Source organism: Mesobacillus sp. ABV4_180 (assembly GCF_056158485.1).
The window spans coordinates 3,946,923-3,962,785 of sequence record NZ_JBSWTJ010000001.1; the positions used below are offsets into that span (position 1 = coordinate 3,946,923).

Annotated in this window: 19 protein-coding genes; 4 read left to right on the plus strand and 15 right to left on the minus strand. The window is 44.3% G+C overall.

Annotated elements, in window-relative coordinates:
- Window positions 1-454 precede the first annotated feature (454 nt).
- From ACXAEA_RS20135 to ACXAEA_RS20145, 3 genes are all read right to left on the minus strand, one after another.
- Window positions 455-2,122 (minus strand): acyl-CoA dehydrogenase family protein, encoded by a 1,668-nt coding sequence (locus ACXAEA_RS20135; RefSeq protein WP_475097621.1) that lies wholly within the window; start codon window positions 2,120-2,122, stop codon window positions 455-457.
- On the minus strand, window positions 2,119-2,490 hold the full coding sequence (locus ACXAEA_RS20140) for a MerR family transcriptional regulator (protein ID WP_475097622.1): 372 nt from the start codon (window positions 2,488-2,490) through the stop codon (window positions 2,119-2,121). Before ACXAEA_RS20140 ends, ACXAEA_RS20135 begins: the two co-directional genes overlap by 4 nt.
- A gap of 99 nt (window positions 2,491-2,589) precedes the next feature.
- Entirely contained in the window at window positions 2,590-3,750 is a 1,161-nt protein-coding gene (locus ACXAEA_RS20145; RefSeq protein ID WP_475097623.1) for a murein hydrolase activator EnvC family protein, read from the minus strand.
- Window positions 3,751-4,113: 363 nt separating this feature from the next.
- Here ACXAEA_RS20145 and ACXAEA_RS20150 point away from each other — a divergent pair, with 363 nt between their 5' ends.
- Complete coding sequence (locus ACXAEA_RS20150) at window positions 4,114-5,094, plus strand: L-lactate dehydrogenase (RefSeq protein ID WP_475097624.1); 981 nt, start codon at window positions 4,114-4,116, stop codon at window positions 5,092-5,094.
- A gap of 30 nt (window positions 5,095-5,124) precedes the next feature.
- The gene (locus ACXAEA_RS20155) at window positions 5,125-6,138 is read left to right on the plus strand and encodes a PTS sugar transporter subunit IIC (protein ID WP_475097625.1); all 1,014 of its coding nucleotides are present in this window, start codon (window positions 5,125-5,127) and stop codon (window positions 6,136-6,138) included.
- Window positions 6,139-6,273: 135 nt separating this feature from the next.
- Here the strand turns inward: ACXAEA_RS20155 and sdaAA are convergent, their stop codons facing one another.
- From sdaAA to ACXAEA_RS20180, 5 genes are all read right to left on the minus strand, one after another.
- Window positions 6,274-7,176, minus strand: coding sequence for an L-serine ammonia-lyase, iron-sulfur-dependent, subunit alpha (sdaAA, locus tag ACXAEA_RS20160; protein ID WP_475097626.1), 903 nt, complete (start codon window positions 7,174-7,176; stop codon window positions 6,274-6,276).
- A 139-nt stretch (window positions 7,177-7,315) separates the two neighbouring features.
- Window positions 7,316-7,981, minus strand: a complete 666-nt coding sequence (sdaAB, locus tag ACXAEA_RS20165; RefSeq protein WP_475097627.1) for an L-serine ammonia-lyase, iron-sulfur-dependent subunit beta — start codon at window positions 7,979-7,981, stop codon at window positions 7,316-7,318.
- Between the two features lie 135 nt (window positions 7,982-8,116).
- Window positions 8,117-9,160, minus strand: coding sequence for a GGDEF domain-containing protein (locus ACXAEA_RS20170; protein ID WP_475097628.1), 1,044 nt, complete (start codon window positions 9,158-9,160; stop codon window positions 8,117-8,119).
- Between the two features lie 310 nt (window positions 9,161-9,470).
- The gene (locus ACXAEA_RS20175; protein WP_475097629.1) at window positions 9,471-10,007 is read right to left on the minus strand and encodes a DUF2812 domain-containing protein; all 537 of its coding nucleotides are present in this window, start codon (window positions 10,005-10,007) and stop codon (window positions 9,471-9,473) included.
- Window positions 10,008-10,346, minus strand: a complete 339-nt coding sequence (locus tag ACXAEA_RS20180; protein ID WP_475097630.1) for a PadR family transcriptional regulator — start codon at window positions 10,344-10,346, stop codon at window positions 10,008-10,010.
- A 162-nt stretch (window positions 10,347-10,508) separates the two neighbouring features.
- Here ACXAEA_RS20180 and ACXAEA_RS20185 point away from each other — a divergent pair, with 162 nt between their 5' ends.
- Together ACXAEA_RS20185 and ACXAEA_RS20190 are read left to right on the plus strand one after the other, a co-directional pair.
- Window positions 10,509-10,853 (plus strand): ASCH domain-containing protein, encoded by a 345-nt coding sequence (locus ACXAEA_RS20185; RefSeq protein ID WP_475097631.1) that lies wholly within the window; start codon window positions 10,509-10,511, stop codon window positions 10,851-10,853.
- Between the two features lie 3 nt (window positions 10,854-10,856).
- Window positions 10,857-11,297, plus strand: a complete 441-nt coding sequence (locus ACXAEA_RS20190; protein WP_475097632.1) for a hypothetical protein — start codon at window positions 10,857-10,859, stop codon at window positions 11,295-11,297.
- A 225-nt stretch (window positions 11,298-11,522) separates the two neighbouring features.
- Here the strand turns inward: ACXAEA_RS20190 and ACXAEA_RS20195 are convergent, their stop codons facing one another.
- From ACXAEA_RS20195 to arsC, 7 genes are all read right to left on the minus strand, one after another.
- On the minus strand, window positions 11,523-11,984 hold the full coding sequence (locus ACXAEA_RS20195) for an SRPBCC family protein (protein WP_475097633.1): 462 nt from the start codon (window positions 11,982-11,984) through the stop codon (window positions 11,523-11,525).
- Complete coding sequence (locus ACXAEA_RS20200) at window positions 11,977-12,327, minus strand: MerR family transcriptional regulator (RefSeq protein WP_475097634.1); 351 nt, start codon at window positions 12,325-12,327, stop codon at window positions 11,977-11,979. The genes ACXAEA_RS20195 and ACXAEA_RS20200 overlap by 8 nt, the downstream gene beginning before the upstream one ends.
- A gap of 161 nt (window positions 12,328-12,488) precedes the next feature.
- On the minus strand, window positions 12,489-12,617 hold the full coding sequence (locus tag ACXAEA_RS20205; protein WP_475097635.1) for a hypothetical protein: 129 nt from the start codon (window positions 12,615-12,617) through the stop codon (window positions 12,489-12,491).
- Between the two features lie 166 nt (window positions 12,618-12,783).
- Entirely contained in the window at window positions 12,784-13,206 is a 423-nt protein-coding gene (locus ACXAEA_RS20210; RefSeq protein WP_475097636.1) for a protein-tyrosine phosphatase family protein, read from the minus strand.
- Window positions 13,203-14,993 carry an arsenical pump-driving ATPase gene (gene arsA, locus ACXAEA_RS20215; protein WP_475097637.1) on the minus strand — a complete coding sequence of 597 codons (1,791 nt, stop codon included), beginning with the start codon at window positions 14,991-14,993 and terminating at the stop codon, window positions 13,203-13,205. The genes ACXAEA_RS20210 and arsA overlap by 4 nt, the downstream gene beginning before the upstream one ends.
- A 15-nt stretch (window positions 14,994-15,008) precedes the next feature.
- On the minus strand, window positions 15,009-15,356 hold the full coding sequence (gene arsD, locus ACXAEA_RS20220) for an arsenite efflux transporter metallochaperone ArsD (RefSeq protein ID WP_475097638.1): 348 nt from the start codon (window positions 15,354-15,356) through the stop codon (window positions 15,009-15,011).
- A gap of 74 nt (window positions 15,357-15,430) precedes the next feature.
- Window positions 15,431-15,853 (minus strand): arsenate reductase (thioredoxin), encoded by a 423-nt coding sequence (gene arsC / locus ACXAEA_RS20225; protein ID WP_475097639.1) that lies wholly within the window; start codon window positions 15,851-15,853, stop codon window positions 15,431-15,433.
- Between the last annotated feature and the right edge of the window lie 10 nt (window positions 15,854-15,863).

Here is a 15,863-nt window from a genome sequence, read left to right on the forward strand (position 1 = left end):
TGACTTAAAAAGAGAGAACTCTTATGAGATCTCTCCTCATCCCCCTAATAAACTTCATTAAAATGATCATTTCAAATGCTCTTTTCAAATATTTACAACTACTATTGTAATTGTCTCATCTAAAATTGTTTTATGATTGGCATTTATTGTATATATTTGAATATCTCAACTATCTGTAGTTTCCCATCCGAAATTTTTATCAGGATAACCGTTCGTATACGACCTTATTAATTACAAATTTCCTGGATAAGGTTTTAGTTTATAGCTACTTATCACTGAATGTTAAGTCCAATCCTGGGCCAAATATTTTTAAAAAATGACTGATTTTTAAGTTTGCTGTCTTAAAAGTGACAGTTATTTCAGAGCCCAACGGAAAATTTTTCATTGATTACGTTTGTAACATCCCCCTAAAATTCATGAGAGATTTCCTAATATATTCCCCAAACTTTTAAAGTTAAGATAATCCCACTTTTTCTGAAAGGTGGACAATCTGGTCAAAATAAACTAGGGATTTCATACTTTGATTAAAGTTATAGGTTGATTTCCATGTCTCTTCAATAAACACTTCCATCAACTTCCGAGCCCGTTCATCTCCACCTGGAGCATACTCCAACGCACTCACACTCTCAAAAATCTTCACCATCAATTCAGCCACACGCTTTGAGTGAAAGGTTTTATGATCTTGGGTTGCATCCTCCAGAGCCACCAGCAGTTTCTCCAGCTGCTCTATTCCCGTATGAACCTGCTCGGCAAACTCTCCTTCCATCCCAGAAACTCGCTGCTTCATCTCCTGCAAAAACAACTCTCCTGCATTAAACTTCTCCATCAATCGCAATACCTCAAGCCCGAGGATATTCGCTGTTCCTTCCCACACGGTCAGCACTTGTGCATCCCTCAACAACCGCGGAGTGACAAAATCTTCAATATAACCATTCCCGCCATGCATTTCAATCGCTTCATGTGCGAAGTGCACGGCTTGTTCTGCGGTTTCTTTTTTCAGCAGGGCGATGTAGAGTCTGTTAAGGACGACTTCTTTTTCCGTGACTCCTGGTTCGTTCCTCATGACTTTCTCAAACAGCGGCAGGTAATTGAAGACGGTTCGAGTTTCGACTTCGAGTTTGACCGCCATTTTTACTAATGAGTCTTTGATCATTGGAAAGTCGGCTAGCTTCTTGCCGAAGGCGTCGCGCTTAAATGCATACTCTCGTGCTTCGCGATAGGCGCGGCGCATGATTCCGAGTGATGCGACTGTGTTGCAGACACGTGAAAGATTCAACGCTTCCATCATGTAATAAAAGCCTTTTGCTGGGTCGCCGACGACGAATGCTTCGGCTTCGTCGAACTCGACTTCGGCAGATGGGACTGCCCTGACTCCCAGTTTATCCTTAAGCCTGCGAATCTTGATGCCATTTAGCTTCCCGTTTTCTTTGAGCCATGGGACAGCGAACAATGTCAGTCCTTTTGTGCCGGACGGAGCTCCTTCTTTCCTTGCTAAAACCATGGCGACTCCGCACATTCCTGCGTTTGAGGCGAAGTATTTTTCACCGTAGAGTTTGTAGCCGTCCTTTGTCTGGACTGCCTTTGTTTCGTTTGCTCCCACATCGGATCCGCCCTGCCTCTCTGTTAGGAAGGTCGCTCCTTCGTACAGAGTTGTATCTCCTGTGGATAAAACATGCGGGAGGAATTTCCCCTTTATCTCTGGTGAGGCGTATTGGTCGAGCAGGTAGGCTGTCGCCATTGTCAGTGTGACGGGGCAGTAAAAGCCTGGCTCTGTTTGGGATAACAGATATCCCTGGGCATATGAATAGATGTAGTTCCCGCGCCTGCCAAGCTCCGGGATTTTTTTATGGACGTAGCCGACAATCCCGGTGTTGTAGGAGTCTTCGACTGTTTTGCGGTAGCCGTCATTCACCCATACTTCTGAGATGTCCTCGCCATAGGCATCGAATTTGATCAGCTTCGGTTGGCCTTCGCGGTCGGTGAACCTGGCACGCTGGTCGATTTCGTTTGCGCATTTTTCTCCGAACGCAAGTAACTCCTTATCAGCATACGCAAAAAAGTCCTCATCCAATAATTCCTTCAGCAAAGCTCGAAACTGTGGTTCTTCCTGATAAAAATTCATTCACTTAGCCTCCCTTTAAATTCGGTCATCAGCCTTTCAATTTCTTCTTTGATTTCAACCAGCTCGGCTATTCTTTCATTCACTTCCGTAAGCTTTTCATGCCCGTACTCGATTGTCCGCTTTAGCTGCTTTTCTCCAGTACGGTCCTCATCGAATAGCAAAACCATTTCCTTGATTTCCTCGAGTGAAAATCCAAATCGCTTACCCCGAAGAACAAGCTTCAGTCTTGCTAAGTCACTGCTGGAGTATGTGCGCCGGCCGCCTTCTGTACGGGATGGTTTCAACAAACCAAGCTCTTCATAATATCGGATGGTCCTTGTCGTAACCTCAAACTCCTCGGCCAAATCAGAAATCGAATACATTTTCAAAACCTCTTTTTAACAGAATAATCAGTTAACTAATTATAACATTGACGTTAACGTAAAGAGCAACTGGAAAAGAAGCCAGATTCGCGATGGGAACCTGACTCATTTTTTTACATATAACAGCGGATCCACGCTGTTTGATTTTTCATAATTCCATTCGCCTTCGTGGATTTCGAAGTGGAGATGCTTGCCCCTGCTGTCGCCGGTGTTGCCCATGTACCCGAGCATCTCGCCTTTGCTGATGGACTGCCCGGTTGTGACTGTGCTTTTTTCCAAATGGGCATAAAGGGTGGTGAATGTCTTGCCATTAATCTTGTGGGTAATTAAAACGCAATTTCCATATGTAGCAGAATAATAGGAGCGGATGACGGTTCCTGAAGCAGCCGCGACAACGATGGCATCCGGGGATTCGTCGGCAATATCAATCCCGGCATGCAATCGGCCCCATCTAGGTCCGTAACCTGAAGTCAGTTCGCCCGCTGCTGGCATGATAAATACGTCTTCAAGATTTGCATCCATATACTCCACTCTTTGTGTCTGCTTTTCTTTTAAAATCGCAATCTCCTGGGATGCCAGGTTGACATAGATTTCATACATATCCATAAGTGCGGATTCGCTTTCCTGCTTCTTTCTCTGGATTGAGTCAAGCAACTGCTGTTTTTCATCTGCCTTTTTTTGCAGCTCGGCTTTTAACGACTGCTTTTCCTTGTGAGCACTTTCTAATGAAACAATTTTTTGCTGCAACTCTTTTTCTTGGTCCTTCAATGTTTGCTGATCAACTTGTTGTTTCGCCAGCAAATCCTTGTCAGCTTTCATGATCGTGCTTATGACAGTAGCTGTATCGAATAATTGTGACAGGCTTTTTGAGTCGAAAATTAAATCCATATACATGCCCAAACCGTCCTGGGTCTGCATGGTCCGCAGCCTTTCGCTAATTAGCTGTTCTCGAAGTAGAATTTTGTCGCTTAGATCGGCGATTTCATTTTTCATTTCTGCAACAGTTTTTTCAGAAGAATTAAGGACGGTGTGAAGGTTACGTATTTTCTCGTTAACCTCAGCCATTTCATCATCCAATGCCTTAAGCTCTTCAAGGTATTTCTTTTCGTCCTTGCCCATTGTTTCAATTTGGCTTTCTTTTTCTAAAACTTCTTGTTTGAGTTCCAATCGCTTATCTCTTATATCTAAAAGATCAGTCGCTTCAGCAGGCTGTCCCACTGTCATCACTAAACCGATTGCCAGCATTAAACTGCCTGATTTTCTCATGCTTCAGCCCCTTTCCAATCTCTTCCTGCATTTTGTCTATTAACAAGTATATCTTCCTCTATCTATTAAACATGTCGACTCTTGTATTCTCCGTAAGTTTTTTTAGGCTTCGAATGTATCATTAGTTTGAGATAACGTAATTTTTAGTTTTCGTACACATCCCCTTCATTTTTTGGTCAATTTTTATACATATTGATAGCGTTTCCAATGGTTGCAAGGTGATAATATTCGTTTTACAATAATAATGTGAAATGAATCACAAACAAAATTATTTTTCAAAGGTTGATCTTATTTTTTTAATGAAACATGTGAAATACTTCACAATAAAAAGATCAACCAACTAACCTCAAGGAGATGACCCTCATGCAACAGCATATTAGAAAAGTAGCGATTATCGGAACAGGATTGGTTGGATCTAGTGCAGCTTACTCCATCCTAAACCAGGGAATCTGCGACGAGCTGATCATGGTTGATATAAATAAGGAAAGAGCAATTGGTGAATCATTGGACTTATCCCATTGCATTGACTTCACTAATTCAAGAACGAAAGTCCATGCAGGTACTTATCAGGACTTGGGTGATGTGGACATCGTGGTCATCACAGCAGGCCCGCCGCCAAAGCCAGGACAGACTCGTCTGGACACATTGGGAATCGGTGCGAAAATCATGGAGGATATGATTCCGCAAATCATGGCGAGCGGTTTCAATGGCATCTTCCTTATCGCTTCAAATCCTGTGGACATCATCACTTATCATGTTTGGAAGCTGTCAGGTTTGCCAAGGAATCGCGTCATCGGAACAGGAACTTCCCTTGATTCTTCAAGACTGAAAACCTATTTATCTGAAATTCTCGATGTGGATCCGCGCAGCATTTACGGGTACACAATGGGTGAGCATGGGGATTCCCAGTTCGCTGCATGGTCTCATGTCTCAGTCGGCGGCAAGCCTCTTGTGCAAATTTTAGATGAGCGAAAAAAACAGCTTGGTGACATTGATTTAGACCAAATCGTTGAGGATGTCAAAAAAGTAGGATTTGAAATACTGAAAAGAAAAGGAACAACTTATTATGGCATCGGAAATGCGATTGCCTTCATCACTAAATCAATTTTCAACGATGACCATCGCATCATTGCCCTCTCTTGCGTGTTAGATGGAGAGTACGGTGAAACAGAACTTTGCACTGGGGTTCCGGCAATTATCACAAGAGAAGGAATTAAAGAGGTCGTCGAGCTTCGCTTAACAGAAGAGGAACAAAGGAAATTCAGGAATTCAAATGCTGTACTGCGGAACTACATGGCGAGCATCGGCTATCAAGAAAAAGCTTTAGCAACTGTTCAAGCATAATCCTACTACTAAGAAAGAAGGCGCATCCTTATGAAAGATTATGTAATGCCAAGAATATTTAAAGCTTCTACAGGAATCGCACAAGGGATCTTCGTAACACTAGGTATCGGACTTTTAATTAAGAATATCGGCGCTAACTTTGGAATTGACGCTCTGGTTCAGATTGGTACTATTGCCACAAGCCTGATGGCTCCCGCTGTTGGTGCTGGTGTTGCTCTAATGCTTGGGGCTAATGCTCTCGTCATCTTCTCAGCGATGATCGCTGCTGCAGTTGGGGCTGGTGCATTGACCATCACCGAAGCTGGCGTACTGATTAAAGCCGGTGAACCGATTGGAGCATTATTAACAGCAACGATTGCTACCTTTGTAGGCAAGAGAATCAGTGGAAAAACACCGCTTGATATGATGGTGATCCCGCTTGGAACGATTTTAGTAGCAGGTTTTGCCGGACTTTGGCTATCAACTGTTATCGCACCAATTTTAACGACTGTCGGTGGTGTTATTAAAGCTTCTACAGCAGGGAATCCACTGCTTTCTTCTATCATCTTAGCAATGGTATGGGGTCTGTTCCTCATCTCACCTGCTTCTTCTGTCGCACTGGCTATGGCGCTTGACTTGAGCGGTATTGCTGGTGGAGCAGCGCTTGCAGGGTGTGCAGCACACTTTATCGGATTTTCGATCATCTCTTGGAAAGAAAACCAGCTTGGTGGGATCCTTGCACAGGGTATGTGCACACCTAAAGTCCAATTGCCGAACATCACAAAAAACCCGTATATCCTAGTACCTACCCTGATAGCAAGCGCGATTGTCGGACCTTTATCTGCACTGGTCTTTAAAATCGAAGCCGGTAAAGAAATCGCGGGTATGGGATTAAGTTCTTTCGTCGCACCATTGCAGCTGTTAACATCATATGACCTGGGCTTCATTCTTCCTGCGATGTTGATCACTTACATCGTTGTACCGGCAGCAATCTCTTATGGGATTTACTACATGCTTAAAAAGTTCGGTAAAATTAAGGAGAACGACTTAAGGTTGCCGAATTAATACGAAAATTGCAAGCTCCTTGGTCAGCTCTAACAACGCAGGAGCTGGCCTTGAAGAAACCGGACAGCTCCTCCCGCCGTCCGGTTTCTTTTTTGCACAAAAAAAGTGCCAGATTCCCGTCTGGCACTTTCAATGTTATTTTATCAAATAATCGACCAGCTTCGCCTTTGGCTTCCCGAAGATTTCTTCTTCAAGACGTTTGCCTGTTGGCGTAGCTGCGAGGCCGCCTTCTGCTGTTTCTCTTAACGCGGATGGCATCGATTGGCCGATGGCGTACATCGCGCTAATGACTTCGTCGCATGGGATACGGCTTGTTATGCCAGCCAGTGCCATGTCGGCTGCAGTGATCGCGTTCGAAGCACCCATCGCATTTCTTTTTACACACGGAACTTCAACCAGCCCTGCAACAGGGTCACAGACTAGTCCGAGCATATTCTTCAACGTGATTGCAAAGGCTTCGGAAGACTGCTGAGGTGTTCCGCCGGCCATTTCAACGATGGCGGCTGCAGCCATTCCCGCAGCTGATCCGACTTCTGCCTGGCATCCGCCTGCTGCTCCGGAAATCGATGCATTGTTCGCTACGACAAAACCGAACGCTGCTGTCGTGAATAGAAACTCGATCATTTCCATGCGTGTCGGGTTCAGTTTTTCTTTTACCGCAAAAAGCGTACCTGGTACAACACCTGCGGATCCCGCAGTCGGCGTTGCGCAGATGATGCCCATTGCCGCGTTCACTTCATTTGTCGCGACAGCTTTGCTGACAGCATCCAATAGTAGATTGCCTGCCAGTGATTTTCCGCTGGCAATATAGTTTTGCATCAATACGGCATCCCCGCCGGTAAGACCGGTCTGGGACTTCACGCCATTCAAGCCTCTTTCCACGGCCCGTTCCATGACCTTCAGATTATTATCCATCTGGGCAATAATATCTTCCCTGGAACGGCCGGAAACTTCTATCTCCTGCCGAATCATGATTTCGGCGATTTTCACCTTATTCTGTTCCGCTAACTTAACAAGCTCCGCAACATTACGAAACATGGCTTGCCCTCCTGAATTTTACTTATGCACTATGACTAAAGTGCGACCAATCGCTATTACTATATATTTATGGTACAGTACGGGCATTTGCTATTACTTTATAACCAAGCATACTGCCCCATCAAACCTGGAAATTTCCTTAATCAACCAGCCTGATGACCTGAGTGACACCCTCAAGCGCATTCAATTCGGCAAACACGCTCTCGTCGATTTTGTGGTCCATTTCGATGACCATGACAGCCAGGTCCCCTTTTTCTTTGCGGGAAACCTCCATGTGGCCGATGTTAATTTGATATTTTGATAAAACGGTCGTTACCGCTGAAATCAGTCCGAAGCGGTCCTGATGGACGACGAGGATCGCCGGGTTTGCGCCGGAAAGCTTTAGTTTGAACGAATTGATCTCGGTAATCTCAATCGTTCCGCCGCCGATGGAAATCCCAACGATTTCAAGCTCCTTGCCTAATCCATCGTAAAGGTTGATTCTTACCGTGTTCGGATGCTCAGTTACAGCATCTTCAGTAATGAATTCAACTTCAAGGCCAACGTCCTCAGCAATTTTCAAAGCATCAGGAATCCTCTCATCGAATGTATCAAAGTCCATGATGCCGGCAACTAGCGCCAGGTCGGTGCCGTGCCCTTTATATGTTTTTGCGAAAGAGCCGTACAGGGAAATGACTGCCTTAGTCGGCTGTTTTTCAAAAAGGGTGCGGGCTACGCGGCCAATCCTGGCAGCACCCGCTGTATGTGAACTCGACGGCCCGATCATCACCGGGCCAATAATATCAAAAGCAGACCTATATTTCATGGTACATTGCTCCTTTTATCAATCTATTGAAAGCGATTTCATATATAAACATTTTAAAAGAGTTTTAGCCATAATAATCTTACCACAATATCTATACACTTTAATCATAAATTTATTGGAAGAAAAGAACCGTCCTCAAAATACGAGGACGGTTCTTTTCACGCTGACTTTATTCCTGCCGCTGTTTTTCGATTGATACAAGCCTTCGTCCGCACGGTTCAGCAAGGAATCAATATTGTCCCCAGGCTGATAGTGAGTGACCCCGAAGCTTGCAGTCAGGCTGCCGGCTCCCTTGAAGCAGTGGTTCTCGATCATCCTGCGGAATTTCTCTGCTTTTTCATAGGCTTGTCCATCGGTACAATTGGAAATTAGGATGAATTCCTCTCCGCCCCAGCGGCCGAACAAGTCGCACTCCGCAAGATTGCCCGAAACGATGGCAGACAGCTCCTTCAGGACGCAGTCGCCAATTTTATGGCCATATACATCGTTCACTTTTTTAAAATGATCGATATCAAAAAAGATGATTGAAAATGGTTTTCCTTCCTCTTCCGCAGCCTCAAGCTTTTTTTCTAGCCAGACATCAATCTGGTGCCGGTTAGCTACGCGGGTCAAGGAGTCGATATAAGCGTGCTTTTTAAAGAAATCTCTTTCAGTATAAGCACGGAACATATTTTGCGCATAAAAGAGTATGAGAATATAGACGATATTCGCTGCATGAAACTGCGTGAGCGAATCAATCGATTCTGAGGACATCTCACCACTGTAGATCACTCCGATTGAAAGGGTGATGAGAAAAATAAATATCGAGTAATACAATCCTTTTTTTGTCCCAAGCACTAAAAAGAAAAACATGATGATCAATGGCATCCAGACGATGAAATCCCCTAATGAGCCACCTGTTTTAGCAAGATCATTATGGACGACTTCGAACAGAGTGAACACGTGATAAATGCTCACCAGTAACAGAGTCATATATTCACCGAAAAGGATAGCCCGATTTAAATAGACCAGGACTATGCTGACAGAGAACCAGAATATGAGCATCGAATTTATGATGGTGTCAAAAGTGCTCTCATTATTCAGGAAGCTGTTTATGATCAGCGCCACTGTGATAATCGGCAACAGCCACATATACACACTTCTTTTCAGCGCATCGATTGTATCCAATTTATTAAACATCTTACTTCATCTCCTCAGCTGCTGCTCTCGGCAGATACTGCACACCTCATTGTGAGCTGGCAAGCCTCGCCATGATCAGCAACCCATTGGCTTATGATTCGAAACTAATCATTTTGAATTACAGATAATTGGGTATAGAATCGGACATCCACTGGCAAAAAACAGATGTAGTCCCTATACTTCCATTGTACTAGAAAAGTCTATTTTAGTATATTTCCGAATGTAAAAGAAGAAGCGAAAGTCCCAGAAAAACACAGCTCTATGAAAATGAAAAAACACCATCCCATGAGGAATGGCGTTCCAGCTTTCACTACTGGCTCAGTCTGCCTGCTTCTGACCTGAGTTTCCTTACTTTATTGAATACCATCAAAATAGCAACGGCCGCGACTCCAGATATCCCGGTGAAGAATCCTTTTGTAAAACTGGATAAAGCAATTTCAGGATTAAGAAAATACATGATGATCATCGCTACCAATGCGAAATAAGCAATGGTTAGATATTTTAACAGACCCATATATTTTTGTACTCTGGACTCTGTATCGGAATAGATATCAGGAACGACTCCATTTTCTGCAGCTGTCCTGAAATAGTGCCAGCCACCGAATTGAGTAACATGCTCCCAGCCAGCATGGTTGAAGATTGCCTTATATTCATCCAGGTCGGAATTCTTCGTTCCTTTAAAATCAATTTTATAGATATGGTTGGCTGGTTCGATTTTTTCGAAGTGGTAAAGCATACGGTATTTTTTCAGGCCCCATCCTTCCTTTGCCATCTGGGTCAGCCATTCTTCTTCCTTATTGTCCTGCCATACAGGAAACATTTTAAAAACCTTTTTTGTAGATGCCATCTAAATCTCCTCCATATTTTTCACTAGATTTTCCGTAGCTGCAACCAGGTCAGTCAGTCTTTGCAGCTCGAGTGTGACCACTTTTTTACCTAAATCAGTCAGGACATATGATTTTCTTCGTTCTTCGTCCAATTCTTCCGTTTTCTCAATGACCCCTTGCTTCTCCAGCTTGCTTAATGCGCCATACAGCGTCCCGGGGCCAAGCTTTACTTCTCCCTTGCTCATCTCTTCAACCTTCTGCATGATGCCGTATCCGTGAAGCGGTGTGATCAGTGATACAAGGATAAAATATGTTGTATGTGTCAGCGGCAGGAATTTCTCCGGTGTGTTGTTTTTCATGATCTGGTCCTCCATTTTTTATATCGTCATGCGTTATTACGCCGGTTGATGTATCGCCTATCGATATAATAAAATATTCCAATTCTAATGTCAACTACGATTTCGTTTCTTTTTTCAAAATATGGTACATTATATAGGAACATAAGGAAGGGAGCTTTTTTAATGACAGAACAGAACAATGCTTTACCGCCAAAAACTTGTGAGATCGAGCGTCTCGTGACGATGGAAGACGACATTAATAAAGTGCTTGAAGGAAAAAAAACGGCAACACGCCGCAACGGCAGATATGCTGATGTTGGTGAAGTGATGGTATTGAAAGGAAAGAAATTCGTCGTGGATAAGGTGTATTCCCAGTCACTTGGCGAATTGACAGATGACGATGCACGCCGTGAAGGCTTTGAAACGGTCGAGGAGTACAAGCAGTCGATTTTATCCTACCACCCGGGAATGCCGTGGCTTCCGCAGATGAGAGTCTGGGTGCATGAGTTCAGCCCTGTCGAAGAATAAAAAATGGATTTAGTGTACCGAATCATCATTTATTTGCACGTTTCAAGCGTGATTGCGTCAATTGGACCTTTTTTCATTTTGATGCCAATCGTAAAAAAACTGCCTGAAGCTGTGGGGAAAGAGTTGGATGCCTATCTGGCAACGTTGAAGTCAGTCGTCCGCCTGTCGATGCACTCCGGCCATGTACTGGTTGGAACCGGGGTGCTGCTAGTCGTCCTCGGTTCTTGGACATGGAAAACGCCGTGGATTGTCGCCACGCTAGCGCTGCTGTTTTCCTCGTTATTTTTCCTGGCGAGGGCATTCTCGCCGACGCTTCGGAAGTTTGTCGAAGAAGGCGCGAACAAGCTGGAACTCGCCGCAAAGCTGAAGCGCACCATCTGGACCTACATCATCTTATTGATGTCGATGCTCTGGTTCATGGTCGTGAAACCGAATATGTGGTAAAAGTGAGAGCCCGGGCAGTTGTGCCTGGGCTTTTGTATTTGGCGGGATTAGCGACTTGGTCGATATAATTCGATATGTGGTCGATATATTCGGAAATGTGGTCGATATATTCGGAAATGTGGTCGATATATTTCATTATCCGCTGATAAAATAAAAATTGTGGTCGATATATTTTTATCTTCACTGACAAAAGCAAAAATGCTTCCGTTTATGGCAGCTTTCTGATTATTTCTTCACTTCTTTCAATGCTTCTTTCTCTACCAGATCCATAAAATCCGCGACTACTTTATTATTGTTCTTTTCGCCTCCCAATTTCAGAAGGACTTTCCCGAGGAAGTTGATGCCTGTGTTTTGTCCTTGATAAATGAACCTGGTTTCCTGCTCCCCTACTTTGATCAAAGTGAATTCGACTTCTATTTCGAAGGCTTTGGCAAGGGTAAAGCCACTTTTATTGTGCTTTTTTTCAGGCGTGTTTTCGTACTCGAGATCTTCGACGATATAGGTTTCGACGCGCTTGCCTTCTTTATATTTCTGCTGGTATTTGGAGCCGACGACTCCTTCTTTTCTTTCAATCACTTTGTTCTCAATCACATTTGGCATTATCCTCTGGATGTTTTCCAGCTCGAATAATGTCCAGATCGTTTCGATATTGACTGGTATGATTCTCTCCTCGTACCATTTAATCATCTTTTGCATCCTCCAATCCAAATTCAAAGAAATCATCCATTTCTTCGATCAACGTATTCAATTGCTGTACTTGCTCAACGAGACCCTGTCTTTTTTTCAATAATATTTGTTCCAGGTTTTCAAATGATTCATCGTTCACCACTGTCAACATTTCCTGGATGGTAAAATTAAACCGTCTAAGATGCACCAACAACCGCGCGAGGAGATAGGATCCGTTGTCATAATAGCGGTATTTATTATTCGGGTCGATAAATACTGGCTCGAGCAATTTGATTTCCGCATAGTATCGCAGTGTTTCCTTGCTGAGCCCTGTCATTTTGGAAAATTCGCTTACCTTATACATCCCGTCCTCCTTACACACCATCTTAAACCGTGTGGTGCACCACAGAGTCAATCATTTTTCTAATCTTATCACTTATTGTTACCATTTTCCTTCGGTCCCGAGGAATAAAAAAAGCCGCTGCACTCCCTTCTTCAAAAAGAGAATACAACGACTATAGGTCCTTAACAGCAATCTCTCTCATTTCCTGATAAAACAAAGCCATTGGCCTGTTCGTTAAAATCGAGCGTTGATTCTTTCGCTTCGATTTCGATCGATGGGTCGATTGCTACTCTGATTCCGTTTGATTCCACTACTACATCATCTGATTCCGGCTCATCCAGAGCCAGTCCTAACTTAGGGCTTCCTCAACTGATTCCGGCAAAAAATACACGGATGCCGGTTGCATTTTGCTCTTGCAGCAATTGCTTTAAGCTGTCTCGAGCTTGATCGGTAATTTTCACAATAATTCCTCCTATCTTAAGCGTTTGGGAACAATCTTCCCAGCGCTGTCTTCATTTCTGGATTCACATTGATGACTTCGCGAATTCCTTTAGCCTTTGCTTCAGCTTCTTCAATGCTAGCAGCTTCTCCAAGCTTCAGCAATGTCCCAATCGCAACAGTACCTGTCCTGTTTTTTCCGCCAGAGCAGTGGAAATAAACGTTCTTGCCAGATTCGTATGCGTTGATGACCTCGTCAATCGCCTGCTTCACAGATTCATCCTGGTGCTCGGCATTATCCACGATCGGCTGATGCATGCGATTATAATCATACTCGCCATCCGTGTTTTCTGCACGCAAATCATAGACTACATCAATTTTTTCATTTTTCAGCAAATCTGGGATCGCATCAGCTCCGCCAATGTAAATCCGCTTCGAAATCAATTCCTGGTATCCGCTCATCTAATATCCACCCTTCCATTTGTAATCAAGTCTTTCATTTTATCGTATCCGAGTTTTTCCTCTGGCTGCCATGGCACAATGCTGGTATTCTCGGCAATCTCTTCACTGACTTTCTTGATCCAGCCTTTTTCTGCTTCAGCTTTGCTCTGTAAAATCGGATCAGTCGTTTGCTGCGCATAAAGACTCTGGTTGATCACCCACCATTCAGGAGCAATCGACGCTCTTTTTAAATCATTTGATAACCGTTCCGCTTCCAGAACAGGGGTCGCTTCTGGCAGGGTAACGATGACCACGCTTGTCTCATCTGGGTTCCGCAATTTCGGCAATAGATTCTTCACACTGTCCGAAACCGTGCCAGTCGAACGCGAGATTTCTTTATGATAGGATTCAGCAGAGTTCAGCAACAGCAAAGTATGGCCTGTTGGTGCTGTATCAATTACGACCACTTCTTCCCTTGACTTCTCCACGATATCGGCAAATGCCTGGAAAACAGCAATCTCTTCAGTGCAAGGCGAATTCAGATCTTCCTCGAGATAAGCAAGGGCATCCTCGTCTAACTGGTCCTTATTTTGTGACAATACCGCTTCCTTGTATGCCTCCACTTCCTTCTTCGGATCAAGGCGGCTGATCATCAGATTTTCATGGGCATTCTTTTGCTTGAATGTATAATCCAGATGTGCAGCGGGATCGGTCGTCGTCAAATGAACCTTTTTGCCTTTTTCAGCAAGCCCCACTGCGATTGCGGACGCGATCGTCGTCTTGCCAACCCCGCCCTTCCCCATCGTAAAAATGATTCGAAGATCTTTTACGGCAAAGTCTTCCACAAGATCCTGAAGGGAATGCAGACGTTCATCAGATAGATCCACATCATGTTTTTCAACGCTAAAAGTCACCGTCTTGAACATCTGGCGAAGATTTTTCACTCCTGTTAATGAATAAGGCACAAAAGGAATCGAGAACATCCCAACCTGCTTCAGCTTTGCTGGCATTTCTTCCAACGCGGTTTGCTGGCGGACAAAGAATGCTTTCGAGATTGGATCATCATGTACCTGTTTTTGCATGAGCCCATTTACGATGACGACCTGGTTTTCCATTCCAATATCTTTCAGCTCACTGGATGCCCGCTCCGCTTCAAGCATCGATGAACGTTCAGGTCTTGTAACAAGGATCAGTGTAGTCATTTTAGGATCTGACAGGGCTTTTACCGTCGAACTGTACAGCTTCTTTTTCTCTCCAAGACCGGACAGCGGTCCAAGGCATGATGCGCCATGAGTACTTTCCTCTAGAAAGCTGCTCCAGGCGGTCGGCAGCTGCAGCAGCCTGAGCGTATGGCCAGTCGGTGCCGTATCGAACAAAATATGATCGTATTGGCTGATCAAATCCTGATTCGTCAGCAAATTGGAGAACTCATCAAAAGCGGCAATTTCAACCGTACAAGCACCTGAAAGCTGCTCTTCCATCGTCGCGACCACGCTCTCTGGCAGGGCGTTACGATAAGGTGAGATCACTTTTTCCCGGTATTGCCTCGCAGATTCTTCTGGATCTATATTGCATGCTGACAAATTCGGAACCGATGGCACTTCAACTGGCTGGTTGCCGATTTCGAAATCAAACACGTCCTGCAGGTTTGAAGCGGGATCCGTGCTGACGATTAATACTTTTTTTCCCGTATCCGCCAGCGCAACAGCTGTGGCACAGGCAGTGGATGTTTTCCCCACCCCGCCTTTTCCGGTAAAAAAGAGGTAAGGGGTGTTGACTACAAATTTCGGATGGAAAGTTTGGAACATGTCTTTTCTCCTTCCTTACAGCAGGTTATTGCGCGGTTTCTCAGGAGTCAGTTCCTTCAGGTCAACCCCGAGCCAGCTTGCAAACTCTTCATTAGAAGGGTAACTTCCAATTTTCTCGACTTTTCCGTCTACCAAAACAAGCGGCAAGGCATCCGGACCTTGTTCATGTAAAACCTGATTCACTTCTTTATGTTCAACAAATGCGCCAGGGTCATTGGCAAGATTATAGCGGCTGATTGTATAGCCCTTTTTTCCCAATAAAAAAATCGCAGAGGCAACCCTCGTTAACTCCGGATCGACACTTGGTCCGCACACACCTGTAGGGCAGCACAATGCCGGGTCAAAGATTTTGATTGTCTTCATCGCATTTTCTCCTCTCCGTAAGTATGTATTTAAAACAACAGCCAAGAGTCATTCCCTTGGCTGTTTGCTTTTTTTTATTTTCCAGTCTCAGCAAATGTTTTAATGCGGTCGCTGATTTCATCGCGCACACGCTGGAAGAAAGCCCATTTTTCTTCTTCTGTTCCTTCCGCTTTTGCCGGATCGTCGAAGCCCCAGTGTTCTCGTTTCACATGAGGAGGTGTCATTGGACAATGCTCATCTGCATGGCCGCATAGAGTGACTACTAAATCTGCATTGTTCAAGATTTCCGGATCGATCGTATCTGAAGTGTGGCCAGAAATATCGATTCCAACCTCATTCATTGCCTTGACAGCATTAGGATTCAAGCCGTGCGCTTCAAGACCCGCACTCTTCACTTCCCACTCGTCACCAAGATATTTTTTTCCCCATCCTTCAGCCATTTGGCTTCTGCAAGAGTTTCCAGTACATAAGAAGTAGATTGTTTTTTTGTTTGACATTTAGAATCGC

Bases quoted from the DNA above. Each gene is read 5' to 3' on its own strand.
- ACXAEA_RS20135 (WP_475097621.1), bottom strand. From the start codon at position 2,122: ATGAATTTTTATCAGGAAGAACCACAGTTTCGAGCTTTGCTGAAGGAA.
- ACXAEA_RS20145 (WP_475097623.1), bottom strand. From the start codon at position 3,750: ATGAGAAAATCAGGCAGTTTAATGCTGGCAATCGGTTTAGTGATGACA.
- ACXAEA_RS20150 (WP_475097624.1), top strand. From the start codon at position 4,114: ATGCAACAGCATATTAGAAAAGTAGCGATTATCGGAACAGGATTGGTT.
- ACXAEA_RS20155 (WP_475097625.1), top strand. From the start codon at position 5,125: ATGAAAGATTATGTAATGCCAAGAATATTTAAAGCTTCTACAGGAATC.
- sdaAA (WP_475097626.1), bottom strand. From the start codon at position 7,176: ATGTTTCGTAATGTTGCGGAGCTTGTTAAGTTAGCGGAACAGAATAAG.
- sdaAB (WP_475097627.1), bottom strand. From the start codon at position 7,981: ATGAAATATAGGTCTGCTTTTGATATTATTGGCCCGGTGATGATCGGG.
- ACXAEA_RS20170 (WP_475097628.1), bottom strand. From the start codon at position 9,160: ATGTTTAATAAATTGGATACAATCGATGCGCTGAAAAGAAGTGTGTAT.
- ACXAEA_RS20175 (WP_475097629.1), bottom strand. From the start codon at position 10,007: ATGGCATCTACAAAAAAGGTTTTTAAAATGTTTCCTGTATGGCAGGAC.
- ACXAEA_RS20180 (WP_475097630.1), bottom strand. From the start codon at position 10,346: ATGAAAAACAACACACCGGAGAAATTCCTGCCGCTGACACATACAACA.
- ACXAEA_RS20185 (WP_475097631.1), top strand. From the start codon at position 10,509: ATGACAGAACAGAACAATGCTTTACCGCCAAAAACTTGTGAGATCGAG.
- ACXAEA_RS20190 (WP_475097632.1), top strand. From the start codon at position 10,857: ATGGATTTAGTGTACCGAATCATCATTTATTTGCACGTTTCAAGCGTG.
- ACXAEA_RS20195 (WP_475097633.1), bottom strand. From the start codon at position 11,984: ATGATTAAATGGTACGAGGAGAGAATCATACCAGTCAATATCGAAACG.
- ACXAEA_RS20200 (WP_475097634.1), bottom strand. From the start codon at position 12,327: ATGTATAAGGTAAGCGAATTTTCCAAAATGACAGGGCTCAGCAAGGAA.
- ACXAEA_RS20210 (WP_475097636.1), bottom strand. From the start codon at position 13,206: ATGAGCGGATACCAGGAATTGATTTCGAAGCGGATTTACATTGGCGGA.
- arsA (WP_475097637.1), bottom strand. From the start codon at position 14,993: ATGTTCCAAACTTTCCATCCGAAATTTGTAGTCAACACCCCTTACCTC.
- arsD (WP_475097638.1), bottom strand. From the start codon at position 15,356: ATGAAGACAATCAAAATCTTTGACCCGGCATTGTGCTGCCCTACAGGT.
- arsC (WP_475097639.1), bottom strand. From the start codon at position 15,853: ATGTCAAACAAAAAAACAATCTACTTCTTATGTACTGGAAACTCTTGC.